This window comes from Solitalea canadensis DSM 3403, from assembly GCF_000242635.2.
GTDB classification, from domain to species: Bacteria; Bacteroidota; Bacteroidia; order Sphingobacteriales; family Sphingobacteriaceae; genus Solitalea; species Solitalea canadensis.
In genome coordinates this window covers 2,555,012-2,570,141 of record NC_017770.1, presented here as the reverse complement: position 1 = coordinate 2,570,141, position 15,130 = coordinate 2,555,012, and the positions used below count along the sequence as shown (strand labels likewise).

Below are 15,130 nucleotides of genomic sequence, written 5' to 3'. Positions count from 1 at the left end.
GTATCAACGCCTCCGGAATCCGGAGGCGTTTTTTATGGCGCTTCAATTGTATTCTTATGATAAGATTTGGCTGTCGGATTTTTAGGAAAGTTCAGTTTTTTATGCTGAAAAATGCATTAACAATTCATCGGATACTTATCAATACTTTCTGCTGACTAGTAAAGCCTTACTTTACCAGAAGTATACTGTTTTGAGCGCTCTGCAATGCTGTATTATACAAATCTTGATAATTATCTTTCTTTTTGCTTGAAACAGATAGGGTTACAGGCTTATTAAGAGATAATTGTAAAGCTCTGTTTAACAGTGGTTCCTCAGGATCACCTATTTCTTTTAAAGGTATTGCTAAATGCTCATCCATCTTTTCATCGGCTATCAAGCCAAATGAATAATTGCCAGTGTTATTTGCATTTGAAATTTTATAAACAATAGGATACAGCACCCAGTCAATTCTTTTAGACGGTCGCTGATCCTGAATACTGAAAGATCCTTCGTCCTTCCCAAATGTGTTTTCACCTATATGAATTACACTTACATACGGTCTGAGGTTATTTATTACCACCTCGGCAGCAGAAGCCGTGTTTTTTGTGGCAATTATGTAAACCCTGTTTAATGCTAACTGATTTGGTTGAATTTGACTGAAGGTAAGCTTATTTGTTTGAGCAGTTGTTAAAGTTTCCGCCAATGTCTCACTAAATTGTCCCGCATAACTATTTCCGGAGTATTTAATAAATGGCGAACTGGCTTTTAAGTTAGCCGAAATCAACCCACACAATACAGCTGACGAAGCCACTTCACCACCTGCATTGTATCTTAAATCGAGAATAAGTTCATTAATATTCTGGGATTTAAACTCTTGGAAAACAGAAAGCAATAATGGGTTGTAGTTAGTAGAGAAATTATTGAAAAATAAATAACCGGCTTTCCTGCCGTTATAAGTGTAAACAGTGTTTTTGTAAATAGGATATTCTGCAAATATCGATGGAGAAAGCTGGATAACTTTATCTTCCGTAAAATTTCCAATTTCTCCTTTTACGGTAGTAATACTGCCTGCTCTGTTCATTTGTAATGAACTGATTAACACAGAAAAGTTTGTGGCTGTAAGTTGCTGTCCGTTAATCTTATTAAATAGCATTCCTCTTTTTAATCCCTGTCGGTGAGTATTTGAGTTAGGTACTACAAGCTTTATTAATCCTAAAGTTGCATTGTTTTCTGATGTGATAACTGAAAATTCAAATCCAAATAATGACTTAATGGTGTTATTAAATGTCGATTGATCAGATGGTTTAATTAAGGCTGAAAAGCGGTCGTCGGTATATTTTACAGATTTAAAAAAGGGTAAGGGCTCTTGTTGAAGGTTAGGTTTTATAGGTAGCTGATTATTCCATAAATAATAGATTCTTAAACTATCCATTACCCATTTGTTGATCTCCTGAGAAGTAACCGGGCCTGAATAATCAGGCTCCTGTATTTCTTCTTTTTTGCAGGATGTGGCAATTACAAGTGTAAGAGTGAGTATAAGTTTAAGTGAATGAAGAGTTTGATTAAAAATAGTCATTAAGGTAGATTTAGTAGGTAGATGAAAGTTCATCTTTAATAAATTTTAGGGCATCTGTAATTTGATTTTTTACTGTATTGGGTGATATCCCTATCTTATCAGCAATTTCATTATGGTTAAGCCCCTCTTCACGACTCAACTTGTAAATTACTTTCCTTTTTTCAGGTAGCTTTTCTACTGCATTGTTAATAAGTGAGTTTAATTCGTTTAACCTGAATTTTTCTTCAGTTGAGTTGGTTACTGCTTCACCTTTACTTTTGATTTCGGATAAGAGTTGGTACTCGTTTTTCATCTTTCTTACTTCATCAAAGAAAAGATTTTTGGCATATACAAAAAGCAGGGGGAAGGGGTCTTTGGTATGATCAAGCTGATCCATGTTTAACCATAATTTAATAAAGCAATTCTGCGTAATCTCTTCAGCCCTGAATGAGTCGTTGGTTAGATGAAGAACAAAATTGTAAATTTTACCATGAGTCTGATCAAAGATTTTCTCAAAGAGTTTTTCTTTATTAAATGGCATATCCGTTCTATGGTTTGATGTTTCTATAAAAATACCAGCGACAGATAAACTGATTGTTAACTATTTATGAGGGAATTAAAAAGTAGACATTTTTACAGTTGAAGTAAAAACTGAAGGAGGCTTGATGATTGAAAATAGATTTAAAATATCCTCCAGGTGAGTAGCATTTGCTGTATGTGCCACCCAAAAAATGATTATCTAATTAATGTAGAAGAGCTATAAATTTAGATAAATTACGACTTTGGTTTTTTGGATGTTTTCTCCGGTTTTTCTACCGTTACTTTAGGTTTTGTAACTGTGGGTTTCTTCGTAGCAGGTTTTGTTTCTTGCACTTTTTCTGTTGAATTTTCAACTTTAAGTTCTTTTGTGAGTTTTTTTGCAAGCTTTTTTGATCCTTTTTTAATCTCTTTCTCCAGTTTTTTTGATCCTGATCCTATTTTATTTGTTATTTCCGTAAGGTCTGCAATCAAACTTTGTTCGATGTTAGCTCTAGTTGCTTTAATAATTGATTTAGAATTATTCATATAGTTTATATTTTTTTCTAAAGTACATTAGCTAAACATGAATTCAATATTATATTTATGTTAAATCAATGCCTTGTATTTAACATGTTTGATAAAAATAACAAACACGATTTGGTAAATGAAGGGCGATGCCACATCTTCAATTTTGCGTGGAAGAGGTACTGCTATCTTTCTATCCTTTATTAATATGTAATTTTGCTAATTTATTAACAATAATTTAACCTGTTGTTTTTCAGTCAATAATATCCTGCCTGTAATTTTGGGTAAATTTTACAGTGGTATACTTTGGTATGACGGAATCAACCGATTCAATATTGTTAGGAGAACTTCAAAAGGGAAATCTTGCCGGTTTTGACGAAATTTATACTAAGTATTGGAGGCCACTATATCGTACAGCATACCGTATACTCAAAGACGAGCAGGCTAGTGAGGATGTTGTTCAGGAAACCTTCATCCGTTTCTGGGAAAACAGGGATAGGATTGTTCCTACAAATATTAAGGGTTGGCTATGCACCACCTCTTACCGGTTAGTACTCAAAAGCCTTAAACAGATCCAGTCGAAAGACAATATTGAGGTTATCTCCTTTGGGGAACCGTTGGCCGAAGAGGCCGACCAGAGGCTTCACGTGCGGCAACTTCAATTGCAGATCGACCAATGTGTGGCTGACTTACCGGAACAGTCTCGAAAAGTATTTACCATGAGTAGGTACGAAGAGCTGTCTGTGAAAAACATAGCCCAAAAGCTCGGAATATCACCCAAAACCGTTGAAGGCCACGTTACCCTGGCCCTCAAAAAACTTCGCAATAACCTAAGAAGTACAATCATACCATTGGTACTCTTTTTCCTATAGGTCTCAAATTTGTCTTCATTGTAAAATTGCTTTTCATAGCAATTCAACTGTTCTTATCGAACAATACCTGTATTTCTGTATTGGGATGTTCCTGAAAAAAATGTGGTTAATTATTTTATTGGTAATCAATAGGATATAGTATTTACTCGAAAAAAATATCATTCAGACCAAGGGGTGTTCCTCTTTTTGGGATTATATATATGTAGGAAGTAATTAAAACCGCTAATAAGGGTAGGGTACATACAGGGAACGACAAATGGATACACTTAGAAAATTACTGCAAAAGCAAGCTAATGGAAAAAATCTCACTTCCGAAGAGCAGGCAATGCTGAAACAGGCTTACAAGGAGCTTTTCGAAGAAGAAATGGCAGCTGCGGAAGATGGAATGATATCAGTATCTGATGGTGAGCGTGGTAGAGTTATCAAACAGCGGATAGATGATAGGATAAGCGGTCAGCAGCGGTTCTACAATAATACTAGCATTATCCGCCGAATTGCAGCAATTTGGTTGGTCGGATGTACACTGTTTGCAGGAGCATATTGGTTATGGACCTATAATGCAGACACGAACAATCATTTGGCCCAACAGCAGGATATTCTTCCAGGTAGTGATAAAGCATTATTGACCTTGGCCGATGGCACGGTCAAATCGCTGACTGATGCCCAAAACGGGATTGTCGCCACGCAGGGAGGAGTACGTATCGAAAAGGACGGAAACGGGAATGTGCGCTACTTTGTAGGGCCGCAGGAAGCAGAGTCTACAGCAATGAACACTATTGCCACACCCAAGGGAGGAAAATTTCAGGTTACCCTACCCGACGGATCAAAGGCTATGTTGAATGCCGCTTCATCCCTTAGTTATCCTGTGCATTTTACCGGGAATGAACGCCGAGTAAGGATGACCGGTGAAGTTTATTTTGAAATCAAAAAACTGGTGCGACCTGAGGGAAAAGGCAACATTCCCTTTTTTGTGGAGACCGATAAACAAGAGATACAGGTTTTGGGGACACATTTTAATGTCAATGCTTATGGCGATGAAAACACAGTTCGGACAACCTTGGTGGAAGGGAGTGTTAATGTGCGATGCAACTCAGGACAATCTGTATTGTTGAAGCCCGGGCAACAAGCTGTTTTGACAGGAACTTTAGAAGTCCGAGAGGCTGATATCCAACAGCAATTAGCATGGGTCAACGGCGATTTTATTTTTCGTGGCGAAACATTGGAGAACGTTCTACGGCAGGTATCTCGTTGGTATGATGTAGATGTAGAATGTCCTGCTCATATAGGTCAATTACGTTTCAACGGAATGGTATCTCGCTCGCAGCCCATTTCATCCATTATTAAAATGATACAATCAACAAAAAAAGCAAAGGTAACACTAAATGAAAGGAGGTTTGTAGTGACCGAATAATACACTTTATACGCGATAAGCACAAAATAAAAGAGCCAAAGGTGCGGGAACACCCTTGACTGGATCGTTAAAGCTTATCGAAAACATTGCGACAACAATATCATCAACTCATTAACATTAACAAAAATATGAATTTTTATCAATGCATGCGTGTTATGAAGTTCACCATGTTATTATTGACCTGTCTGTTTGTGCAGGTACATGCTAACAGTTACGCACAGCGTATTACGATGAGTAAGCAGAATGCCAGCATCCATACAGTGCTGGAAGAAATAAGGAAGCAGAGTCAATACGACTTCTTCTACGATACGGACCTTTTCAATCATGCCAAACCAGCCAGTATAGAGGTGAAGAATGCAACCGTGGAGCAGGTACTCAATGCCTGTTTTGCCGGTAAACCCTATAGCTACACTATTGACAATAAGGTTGTGGTTATCACTGAAGCGGAAGTCAATAGCACTGCGAAGTCACAAGTCACTGAAGTCACCGGTATCGTAAGACAACAATCCGGACGGATCTCAGGCAAGGTAATGGACGATAAAGGCGAACCTTTAATTGGGGCAAATGTCAAAATAGTGCAGACGGGACAAGTTCTGCAAAGCAGTACAGATGGAAGTTACAGTTTCAATGTTCTACCGGGAACCTATACCATCGAGGTTAGTTATGTCTCGTTTAAGAGCAAGCGTATAACTGATGTAGTTGTCAAAGCTGGTGCATTGACAACACTCAATGTCGTGCTGAATGCTGTCGTCAGTCAATTGGACCAGGTAGTGGTAACTGCCAGCTATAAGACTGAAAGTACTAATGCCTTGTATACCCGTCAGAAAAATAAAGCAGGTATTTCTAATGGCATCAGCAGTGAGCAGATTGCCGCATTGCCTGATAAAAATATTGGAGAAACATTGAAACGTATTTCGGGTGTAAGCACCACTGATAACCGACGTGTAGTGGTAAGGGGTATTGCAGAACGTTACAACATGGCCATGATGGATGGCGCCGCTCTTCCCAGTACCGACGTACAAGTACGTGACTTTGAATTTGATATTATTCCCAGCAATCTGGTAGATAATGTAGTGGTGTCCAAAACTGCAACTCCGGATATGGGTTTTGGCTTTGGTGGAGGAATGGTGCAGATCAATACGATGGCCATTCCTGACAACAACTTTACCACCTTCAGTTTGGGTAGCAAGTACATCAACGGTAGTACCGGAAAAGATTTTCTGGGCTATGCTCGTGGAAGTAATGATTACCTGGGGTTTGATGATGGCAATAGAGCCCATTTTCCCAAAGATCTGTTTTCATTTACGAATCAGAACTATAGACCTACCGATCCATACAATACCAGCCCACCTGAGGGTGTTGAAAAAATTACACCAGAGATGATCTCCGCGCAGAACAAAAGAATAGGCGGCCTGGAAAGATTGGGAAGTCGTATGTATACAACTGCTCCCGGACAAAACTACCAGTTCAGCCTTGGACGTAACTATAACTTAAAAACCAGCCGCTTCGGATTTGTGGGTTCGTTAAGTTATCGCAACGAGCAGGCCATAGACGATATTCTTCATTTTGAGCGCGGTTCCTTCAATATGATTGGCAGTAATTTGTATAGCCCGGAAACGGGTGAAGAAATCAATGAATCCAAGGCCAGTCAATACAACTTCACCACCAGCTGGGGTGCATTGTTGAATGCAGGCTGGAATAGCAAGAACCATCATATCACCTTCCGTAATTTTTATTCCAGGGTATTTGCGAACCAGTTTTTCCGTATTTCCGGCTGGGGTGAAGATGAGGGTTTTGAGGAAAATCCTGTCATAAAGGAGTATGACAGGCCCAAGTATATAGACCTGTTGCAGAACAGGATAAATGGTGAGCATAACTTTGGCTATTTTAAGTTTGACTGGAGCGTAGCCCGTAATAAGGTGACCAATCAGGAGCTGGATGCCGTGGATGCCGAGATGGATCCGATCGAAACCATTAATGGGACCGTATACAACTATGTGCCTGGAGGTACCACCAATCCGGGTGTAGGTACGGTAAACCGTTCCAAATATGAATACCAGGAAATCAATTGGATAGGCGATGCTGCCCTGAGTTACAAATTCAATATCCGGAAAATGAACCAGGTAGTGAAGGCAGGTTATCAGTACATGGCGAAAAAGGGAGATTACTCCTGGAATGTACTTCCCATCGGAGTAGCAAATCTGGCTAACTATAATGTCAAATATGTGCCCATACAGAACTGGAATCTTGACTTTGCTGATCCATTGCATGATGTCTATTACTTCCCGGCAGCGGTTAATAGTAACAACTACACGGGAAGGAACAATAACCAAGCCTGGTATATAATGATGGATAACCGTTTTACCCACTGGCTTCGTTTGGTGTGGGGCATCAGAGGTGAATATTATAAATATGAGAAAATAAAAGATGCAGCGGCAGATCTGGCTGCATTGACAGATATGAACAACCTGGATAAGAAGCGCTATGTTGATCCTGAAACCGGTAACCTGGTGCACCAAAGCCTCGATGCAGGCGCTGAAGATAAGCAGTGGCAATACCTGCCTTCTGCCAACCTGACCATCACACCGCTGGAAAACTTCAATATCAGGGCTTCCTACGCCAAATCGGCTATCCGTCCCGCGTTGATAGAAAATTCCAGTTTTGCCCGCTTCAACTACCTGTACGGCCGTATACAGCGCAATACCGGTGTAGTTTCTACATTGATCACCCATTACGATTTGCGGATGGAATGGTATCCTTCACCAGGAGAAGTAATCTCAGCAGGGTATTTTAAGAAGCACTTCAGGAACCCGGTAGAAATGTACCTGGATGTGACCAATACCAGTGGAGCAGTTGATCTGCTTACGGCCAACTCTGACTATGCCGATGTGAAGGGCTGGGAGCTGGATATTCGCAAAAAACTGGACTTTATCTACCCGGGGTGGAAACCCCTGAAAAATCTTTACCTGAGTAGTAACCTTACCTTGCAGCACTCCGAAGTGCAGGCCAGCGCATTTCGCTACGAAACGATGGGAGCAGGGGAGGACAATGACGGAGTATCTTATGCTTATCGTAAGAAAACCTACCTGAAAGAAAAACGCCCCTTATATGGACAGGTACCAGTGCTGTACAATGTCGGTCTCCAGTATGATGGAGATCGGTTGGGAGCCAATATTGCCTACAACCACTCCGGATACAAAACCTTTACGGTGGCTATGCAGCCCCAGTATTCAGAGATTGAACGCCCTCGCGATCAATTAGATGCCCAATTAAGCTACAAGTTCCTGAAAGATAAAAAATTGCAGGTGAAATTGAATATAAGTAACCTGCTCAACAGTCCATACCGCTTTTTTATCAATGGACAGAATACCTATAAAACAAAACCGGGTGCAGATATTATGAATATGAACGAATGGTCGGATGTATATGAATGGAAATATGGTTTTTCTGATAAATATGAGGAAGGTTACTATGAACCTATGACGGGAAATCTTAATAGACGAATAGGTGATACGGATACCTTTATCCGTAAGGCTGGAACTTCGTTTAGTCTTGCACTATCATATAGCTTTTAACAAAAAATAACTTCGACGAAATGAAAGCAACTAAAATAAGCTTGTTTTTGCTGAGCATAATGGCATTTTTACTGGCAGCCTGCAATAAAGACAAGGATAATTTCCTCTACAAAGATCAGATATTGCCAATTATCATCAAAGGATATAATGCAACTAATGAAGAGCTTAAGGTGCAGCTGGATACCTTTAGCTCACCTCGGATGATCAGTAGCCATGCATCATTTGAACAAAGCGAATCGTATACCTTACGGAGCGATCATAAGGCGGTGAAACTGAATATCAGTGAAAAAAGTACCGGAAAATTAGTTTTTGAAAAGGAATTGAAGAAAGAAGACGGACCTGTGACTTTAAATTTCCTGTACATGGATGGCAGGATAAGCGATATGCCGGAGAAGCCTGCTGTGCAAGATGAAAAAATCAGCCTGACCTATATGTTCGTGCCCGATATTACAGGTTATAGCCAGCCGGTAGATTTTGTGATCGGTAAATATTTTTCGACACCCAAGGTATTTGAAGAGATCACCCGGTTAAAGAACGTGAAGCCTTATGAGTTCAGCGAATCTGCAAGAATTTCTACGTTTTCTACGGCCCGACAGGAGTACAACGGAGTAATGACCTCGGTCTCATTCCAGGTAAGGATATACAAGGCTGGTACCAATATTCCTTATGTGGATGGAACCGCCTATACCTGGAATGAACTTTCATCTACCGCACCAAAACCTGCGGCATCTACAGCATCTTCCAAACTTTATATAATCTCGGAGTATCCTAACGGAAATATCATGAGATTTTTTACCCGATTAGAACTATAAAAAAATGAAACAGATAATATCAACTATAAGATTACTGGTAGTGATGGTCCTTTCCTCTTCCATGTTTATGGCCTGCAATAAAGAAGAGGAGCTCATAAAGGCTGTAAGCATAGAAGTTTGGGGTTATAATGTGGGTGATACTGAACTGGAGGTTTCGGTGGATACGGTAGTTTATCGTAATTTCAGAATCCAACCTAACAAGCCTGTGAGTTTTGGTAAAGTATATAAGTATCCTTCCAACAGTTTGCAGGCTTTGTTAAAAATTAAGGACATAACCTCAGGGAAGGCAGTTTTTCAGCAACATCTTAGCCTGGGAGGTGAAGATTTGGAATTGTTTTTTCCGCTAGTATTGATCAACCAGCAACCGTTAACAATAAACTCGCCTGTTGCAGATCCTTCAACAAACAAGCTGGGCTTCTATATACACTATCCGCAAAGCAGTGATGCATTGGACATATACCTGAAAAACGAATCAGGCCAGATGGTGTATATAGCTAAAAGCGTAAAGCCTTCTACTTGGACTTACGTGGATTATATTCTCGAAAATGGATTTAAAGAGGCTGGGAAAAACTACACCCTTCATTTTACCAAAACAGGTACAACCGATAGTTGGGCATTTCAAGACAATGAATGGATGAGTCAGGTTTACGAAAACAGTCTATATTTTCCAAAAGGTGACCAAAAGGGACTGGTACGGACCTACTTTGTTACACCAGGTTCTAACCAGCTTGAAGCTATGCGTCTGTTTAAAAGACCGAAGTAATGGTCTTTTTGAGTTAACGTTTACTTGACTCATATTTATATAATATAATGTTTTCAAGCGGGATCAATTTTTATTTCTAAAATAAATTGATCCCGCTTTTCTGTTCACTTCATTTTGTTTGATTTTCTTTTTCTTGCCGAAAGATTTGATAATACCTGGCCGCAGGATGGGTTTTTGACAAGGGGTTTAAGCCACCGCAGGCCGGTATGACTAATGCGATTGGGCTGGGTCGGATCGAATCTGCATTCCCGAACGGAGTGTTTCCCAGAAAGGCCATCCATGAGTTTATAGCTGAGTTTCCTGAGCATTCAGCGACAAGTAATGGCTTTATCGGGGGACTGCTGTCCGCATTAATGGAAAACGGTGGGGCCTGTATATGGTTCAGTACTTCGCGAAAACTGTTTCCGACCTCACTAAGCGCATTCAATGTTCAGACTGAGCGAATCATTGCGTAGGTTTTCCTAGTTGAATGAATACCAAGGTCACTTTATGCTCTTTACTCCAATCATCCAGTTTCTGAGAGATGAACTCAGGGCCATTGTCCATACGAATCATCTGCGGCAGTCCCCGGGTTTCCTTTAATTGATCCAATACCCTGATTAATCTGGCGGAAGGAAGCGAAGTATCGGTTTCAATGGCCAATACCTGCCGATTGTAATCATCAATGATGTTTAGCAATCGGAACTTGCGACATCCCACAAACTGTCGCTCATAAAGTCCACCGACCATACCTGATTGATTGTCTCAGGCTGAAACAAGGTCTGCTTTGCTCTTGCAGGCAATCGTTTCTTTGCCCGTCTGCGAATATTTAATCTCAATTGGGTGTAAACCCTGTACACTCGTTTATGATTCCACTTGAACCCTTTGCGTCTGATGCGTTTATAGCTCTGCCAAAAACCAATAGCGGCATGTTTTTCCACCAGTTGTTCTAATTGATTTATCACTTCCTCATCGTCCTTGGGTTTGGGTTTGTACTGAAACGTTGTACGGGGGAAACGCATGGTTTTACACGCCTGACGCCCACTGATGCCATGCGCAGCAATCATGTGTTCGATTACTATTTTCTTTTGATCAGGCGTTAAAGCTTTTTTGCAATGGCGTCTTTCAATGCTTCATGGGTCAGACTTAGTTCTGCAAACATGCGTTTGAGACGGCTGTTCTCGTCTTCCAGTTCTTTCAGCTTGCTTAATTCGCGAACTTCAAGCCCGCCGTAACGTTGCTTCCACTGGTAAAAGGTTGGATTACTAATGCCGAGTTCTCGACAGATCTCAAGTGCACTTCGTCCATTCTCATGTTCTTTGATTGCTTTTACAATCTGGGTTTCTGTAAATTTGCTCTTTTTCATATTTGCCAATTCAAAGTTAATTCCTTTTCGGATAACCCCTCGCTGCGCTGCGGAGAGAATTCTACTTTTAAATTGGCCTAAGTTCAGGGAAGCTTACATAATCGCATAGTTTGCGTCCTCTAATTTTTTTGATAAATCAGCCAAACCCTTCAAATCTTGGATAAAGCGGTTCGAAATATGTACCATATTCCACCCTAAAGTACGAAAGCAGCCCAAAAGGCTGCTTTTTTTCGTTAAAGGGACACATCAGGATCAACCGGAAAAGTTGGGGGATTGAGTTATATTCTCAAAATTTAACTCTTAAATTATTTAAATCTCCAGAGGAGAATAACCATATAGGTACATCAGCTTAATACATAAGCCCGCGAAACTAATTCTCTTTAGTTTCACCCCATCCGGAGCTAACTTTTCAAATCTGTTTATTTCTATTAAGATTAGACTTCTCCGAAGTTTTCTCTTTTTGTCCCACCAACTTTTTCGGTGGGTCCAAAAGCTTTAAATTATAACTAGCTATCTTATAAAACTTTAATCAATGAGTCGGTCAAAGTGATTTTCGAGGTGATTCCTCATTGCATTTCTGAGTAATTCAGGTGATCCATTCTCAAGTATATCCACCAAACCTTTGTACGAAACGAATTTTTTCGTGTTTACCGAAGAATATTTTTTCTCCTGTCATTTTAAAATAGGCTTAGCAATTAGTAAAATTGCAGCTCATAAAACGAAACAACAATTTGGAACAGTCTCAGAATAAATTTGGTTGGATAGCTGCTGGTTTGGGTTTTGCATTTTTATGGGCTTCAGCCTCTACCGCAACAAAAATTGGACTTGAATCAGCTCAGCCGCTCACGATTGCGGTGGTGCGTTTTGGGGTAGCAGCGTTGATTATGCTGTTGCTAACACACTTGTTTCAGGGAAACAGATTGCCCGAAGGGAGAGAATGGCGGTACTTATTAGTATATGGTAGTCTTAACATTACAGTGTATCTAGGCTGTTATGTAATTGCCATGCAACGGGTAACAGCCGGAATCGGAGCCTTAGCAGTAGCCACCAATCCTGTTTTTATCAGCTTTCTATCCATCTTTTTTTTGAAAAAGAAACTTACGATCAATATTATTCTTTCCATATTAATCTGTTCGGCTGGTGTTATTTGTGCAGCATGGCCAATGTTTAATTCGGCAAAAGTGAGTATTGATGGACTTTTATTGCTATTGTTTAGTATGGTCTCTTATTCGGTGGGTGCAATTTATTTCTCCTCAAGAGATTGGAATGGGCTACACCTGTTTACAATTAATGGTTGGCAGACGCTTATCGGAGGAGCATTATTACTTCCAATGGCCCTATATCAATACAACAGCAGCATGAATCACTCTGATATTCGATTTTGGGGAGCGATAATTTGGCTGGCGGTTCCTGTTTCTGTAGCCGCTGTGCAGTTATGGCTGTGGTTATTGAAGAAAAATGCGGTTAAAGCCGGTTTTTGGCTCTTTTTATGCCCTGTGTTTGGTTTTGCTATTGCTACCATCATTATGCATGATAGCATTACCACTTATACAATCGTTGGTATTTTGCTGGTTTTAGCAGGTCTGATGGTATCTCAAAAAAAGAACAAAGCATGAAAAAATACTGCCTCATTAAATACTAATCTATAATTCATCAATAAAACGTATGACAAAATTCTACATTGCTGCACTTGCTTTACTGTTCAGTATTCCGGCATTTGCCCAGCGAGACACCATTGCATTAAACACCGATTGGCAATTTACGGTCGATAAACAGAACGTGGGACTGGCAGCCAATTGGTATCAAAACAGCTTACCTGTTGCTCGGATCGTTAAGCTTCCACACACCTGGAATATAGAGGAGGAGAATCAGAATCATTATGGTTGGGGATGGTATCGGAAAAGTGTAAGCATTCCGGCAAACTGGAAAACCAAAAATGTTGTGTTGGAGTTTGGGGCGATCAATCACACCGCTTACATCTATGTTAATGGTCAGAAAGTGGCTGAACATATTGGTGATGGCTTCAATAAGTTTGGGGTTAACTTAACTAATAAGCTAACCTACGGGAAGGAAAACGTTATTACTGTTGCCTGCAATAATGATTACGGTAAGAATAGAGTGCCTTATGCCAATTCTTTCGACTGGCCCAATGATGGCGGTTTAATTCGTACTGTGGCCTTTATTGTGAGCGATCAACCATCTGTTAATTACATTCACGCTGTACCTGTTTTAAACACATCAAATAATACCGGAAAACTGAGCCTGAAACTTGGTTTTGGTGCAAATACGAATAAAAATATTAAACTGTCGGTTACCGTTACCGAAGAAAATCAACCAACAAAGCAGGTGGTCTTGAAAACAGTTACTAAACCTGCCTGGCAAAACTCAGAAGCCTTACTTGAATATGAATTACCAAAAGTAAATCCCTGGCATTTTGATTTTCCGAACTTATACCGCATTGATGTTCGTGTACTAAATGGTAGTAAGGTAGTAGATCATATCAGTACGAATGTGGGTTTTAGGGAAATAAAGTTTGTAAGTGGACAAACGTTTCTGAATGGCGAGCGGATCAAGTTGATGGGGGTGGAGTGGACAGCCGGTTCAAATCCTGATTTTGGTTTTGCAGAAACCAAAGAAGAAATCATAAGGCATGGCAAGTTGATGAAAGAGGTAAACTGCATTTTTAGCCGTGTCCATTTTCAACAAGACGATGCCTTTTATGACTTCTGTGATCGTAACGGGATTATTTTACAGGAAGAAGTACCTTTATGGGGAGCTGAAACACCATCAAATGATACGATTAAAACCATTGCACATCAGCAATTGGAGCAAATGATCAGTAATCACTTTAACCATCCTTCCATTTTCGCTTGGGGAGTTGGAAATGAGTTGAACGGCAGAAATTCACAAATGAAAGCCATGATTGAAGGATTAGTGGCTAAAGCACGATCATTAGATCCTTCACGTAAAGTAAGTTATGTTAGTAATACCTTAACGCAAGGGTTTATCAATGATCCCAAGTTTACTCCAGACGCCGGTAGTTTAGGCGATTATGTGATGATGAACGAATACGGAGGAAGCTGGTGGAATATTCCGACTGGTAAGGTTCATAACTATCTCGACAGCGTTCATATGTCATATCCTGATAAACCATTCTTTATTTCAGAGTTTGGCTTATGTGGTCCTAATTTTAAAGGTGATGACGAACGTAGATTAGAAGACTTAGTGTATCATATGGCAGTTTACGAAAGCAAACCATATGTAGAAGGAGCCATCTATTTCGACCTGACTGATTACCGTACCCATTATCCTGGTACGACTGAAAATAACAAATTCAGGAGACGTGTTCACGGCATTTACGACATGTACGGTAAACCTAAACCTTCAATGAAAACGTTGAGAGAACTTTCTTCTCCGGTTGAAGTGCAACAAGTTTATCAATGGGAAAAAGGTAAGTTGTCAATTTTGATTATCGGTAGTGTTGGTTTACCACAGCACACAGTGAAAGGATATAAATTGTACTTAAGCGATAAAACTGATAATTACCAATCAGCCAAATCTTACGAAATTCCTGAAATAAAACCCGGCCAGCAAATCTATTTGGAGGTGGATGATTCGTTTGACGGAAAAGGTATTGTAACTGTCATCAGGCCGACAGGCTTTGTTGCTACACAGAAATCCTTTTATTAAAATTTGATGATGACAAAAGAGGAAGCAAAGGCCTCTGGTGATGTTGGTCTTTGCTTCCTCTTTTATTGTTAAGCTTTATTTGGA

The 15,130-nt window shown here is 40.0% G+C and carries 13 protein-coding genes; 7 read left to right on the top strand and 6 right to left on the bottom strand.

Features of this window, described 5'->3' with window-relative positions; translation table 11 throughout:
- Window positions 1–166: 166 nt before the first annotated feature.
- From SOLCA_RS10660 to SOLCA_RS10650, 3 genes are all read right to left on the bottom strand, one after another.
- Window positions 167–1,588 carry a S41 family peptidase gene (locus tag SOLCA_RS10660; RefSeq protein WP_014680458.1) on the bottom strand — a complete coding sequence of 474 codons (1,422 nt, stop codon included), beginning with the start codon at window positions 1,586–1,588 and terminating at the stop codon, window positions 167–169.
- Window positions 1,566–2,075 carry an RNA polymerase sigma-70 factor gene (locus tag SOLCA_RS10655; RefSeq protein ID WP_014680457.1) on the bottom strand — a complete coding sequence of 170 codons (510 nt, stop codon included), beginning with the start codon at window positions 2,073–2,075 and terminating at the stop codon, window positions 1,566–1,568. Before SOLCA_RS10655 ends, SOLCA_RS10660 begins: the two co-directional genes overlap by 23 nt.
- A 233-nt stretch (window positions 2,076–2,308) precedes the next feature.
- Window positions 2,309–2,599, bottom strand: coding sequence for a hypothetical protein (locus SOLCA_RS10650; protein WP_014680456.1), 291 nt, complete (start codon window positions 2,597–2,599; stop codon window positions 2,309–2,311).
- A gap of 290 nt (window positions 2,600–2,889) precedes the next feature.
- Here SOLCA_RS10650 and SOLCA_RS10645 point away from each other — a divergent pair, with 290 nt between their 5' ends.
- The 5 genes from SOLCA_RS10645 (at window position 2,890) to SOLCA_RS10625 (ending at window position 10,011) form a co-directional block, all read left to right on the top strand.
- A complete protein-coding gene (locus tag SOLCA_RS10645; RefSeq protein WP_014680455.1) occupies window positions 2,890–3,450 on the top strand; it encodes an RNA polymerase sigma factor in 561 nt (186 codons plus the stop codon).
- Between the two features lie 256 nt (window positions 3,451–3,706).
- Window positions 3,707–4,861, top strand: a complete 1,155-nt coding sequence (locus tag SOLCA_RS10640; RefSeq protein ID WP_014680454.1) for a FecR family protein — start codon at window positions 3,707–3,709, stop codon at window positions 4,859–4,861.
- 128 nt (window positions 4,862–4,989) lie between these two features.
- Complete coding sequence (locus SOLCA_RS10635) at window positions 4,990–8,436, top strand: carboxypeptidase regulatory-like domain-containing protein (RefSeq protein WP_014680453.1); 3,447 nt, start codon at window positions 4,990–4,992, stop codon at window positions 8,434–8,436.
- A gap of 20 nt (window positions 8,437–8,456) precedes the next feature.
- Window positions 8,457–9,248, top strand: coding sequence for a hypothetical protein (locus SOLCA_RS10630; RefSeq protein ID WP_014680452.1), 792 nt, complete (start codon window positions 8,457–8,459; stop codon window positions 9,246–9,248).
- Window positions 9,249–9,252: 4 nt separating this feature from the next.
- Window positions 9,253–10,011 carry a hypothetical protein gene (locus tag SOLCA_RS10625; RefSeq protein WP_014680451.1) on the top strand — a complete coding sequence of 253 codons (759 nt, stop codon included), beginning with the start codon at window positions 9,253–9,255 and terminating at the stop codon, window positions 10,009–10,011.
- 444 nt (window positions 10,012–10,455) lie between these two features.
- On the opposite strand, the gene SOLCA_RS22355 is transcribed toward SOLCA_RS10625, so the two are convergent.
- The 3 genes from SOLCA_RS22355 to SOLCA_RS10610 are packed head-to-tail and all read right to left on the bottom strand — an operon-like array spanning window position 10,456 to window position 11,356.
- On the bottom strand, window positions 10,456–10,689 hold the full coding sequence (locus SOLCA_RS22355) for an IS3 family transposase (protein ID WP_052308575.1): 234 nt from the start codon (window positions 10,687–10,689) through the stop codon (window positions 10,456–10,458).
- Window positions 10,683–11,057, bottom strand: coding sequence for an IS3 family transposase (locus SOLCA_RS23145; protein WP_052308574.1), 375 nt, complete (start codon window positions 11,055–11,057; stop codon window positions 10,683–10,685). Before SOLCA_RS23145 ends, SOLCA_RS22355 begins: the two co-directional genes overlap by 7 nt.
- A 32-nt stretch (window positions 11,058–11,089) precedes the next feature.
- Window positions 11,090–11,356 (bottom strand): transposase, encoded by a 267-nt coding sequence (locus SOLCA_RS10610; protein ID WP_014680450.1) that lies wholly within the window; start codon window positions 11,354–11,356, stop codon window positions 11,090–11,092.
- Window positions 11,357–12,087: 731 nt separating this feature from the next.
- Between SOLCA_RS10610 and SOLCA_RS10605 the strand changes: the two genes are divergently transcribed.
- Window positions 12,088–12,972, top strand: coding sequence for a DMT family transporter (locus tag SOLCA_RS10605; RefSeq protein WP_014680449.1), 885 nt, complete (start codon window positions 12,088–12,090; stop codon window positions 12,970–12,972).
- A gap of 49 nt (window positions 12,973–13,021) precedes the next feature.
- Window positions 13,022–15,046 carry a glycoside hydrolase family 2 protein gene (locus SOLCA_RS10600; protein WP_014680448.1) on the top strand — a complete coding sequence of 675 codons (2,025 nt, stop codon included), beginning with the start codon at window positions 13,022–13,024 and terminating at the stop codon, window positions 15,044–15,046.
- The last annotated feature ends 84 nt before the right edge of the window (window positions 15,047–15,130 follow it).

What these genes read in the sequence shown, in the direction of transcription:
- SOLCA_RS10650 (WP_014680456.1), bottom strand. Translation starts at nt 2,599, where the DNA reads ATGAATAATTCTAAATCAATTATTAAAGCAACTAGAGCTAACATCGAA.
- SOLCA_RS10630 (WP_014680452.1), top strand. Translation starts at nt 8,457, where the DNA reads ATGAAAGCAACTAAAATAAGCTTGTTTTTGCTGAGCATAATGGCATTT.
- SOLCA_RS10655 (WP_014680457.1), bottom strand. Translation starts at nt 2,075, where the DNA reads ATGCCATTTAATAAAGAAAAACTCTTTGAGAAAATCTTTGATCAGACT.
- SOLCA_RS10660 (WP_014680458.1), bottom strand. Translation starts at nt 1,588, where the DNA reads ATGAACTTTCATCTACCTACTAAATCTACCTTAATGACTATTTTTAAT.
- SOLCA_RS10625 (WP_014680451.1), top strand. Translation starts at nt 9,253, where the DNA reads ATGAAACAGATAATATCAACTATAAGATTACTGGTAGTGATGGTCCTT.
- SOLCA_RS10635 (WP_014680453.1), top strand. Translation starts at nt 4,990, where the DNA reads ATGAATTTTTATCAATGCATGCGTGTTATGAAGTTCACCATGTTATTA.
- SOLCA_RS10600 (WP_014680448.1), top strand. Translation starts at nt 13,022, where the DNA reads ATGACAAAATTCTACATTGCTGCACTTGCTTTACTGTTCAGTATTCCG.
- SOLCA_RS10640 (WP_014680454.1), top strand. Translation starts at nt 3,707, where the DNA reads ATGGATACACTTAGAAAATTACTGCAAAAGCAAGCTAATGGAAAAAAT.
- SOLCA_RS10645 (WP_014680455.1), top strand. Translation starts at nt 2,890, where the DNA reads ATGACGGAATCAACCGATTCAATATTGTTAGGAGAACTTCAAAAGGGA.
- SOLCA_RS10610 (WP_014680450.1), bottom strand. Translation starts at nt 11,356, where the DNA reads ATGAAAAAGAGCAAATTTACAGAAACCCAGATTGTAAAAGCAATCAAA.
- SOLCA_RS23145 (WP_052308574.1), bottom strand. Translation starts at nt 11,057, where the DNA reads ATGATTGCTGCGCATGGCATCAGTGGGCGTCAGGCGTGTAAAACCATG.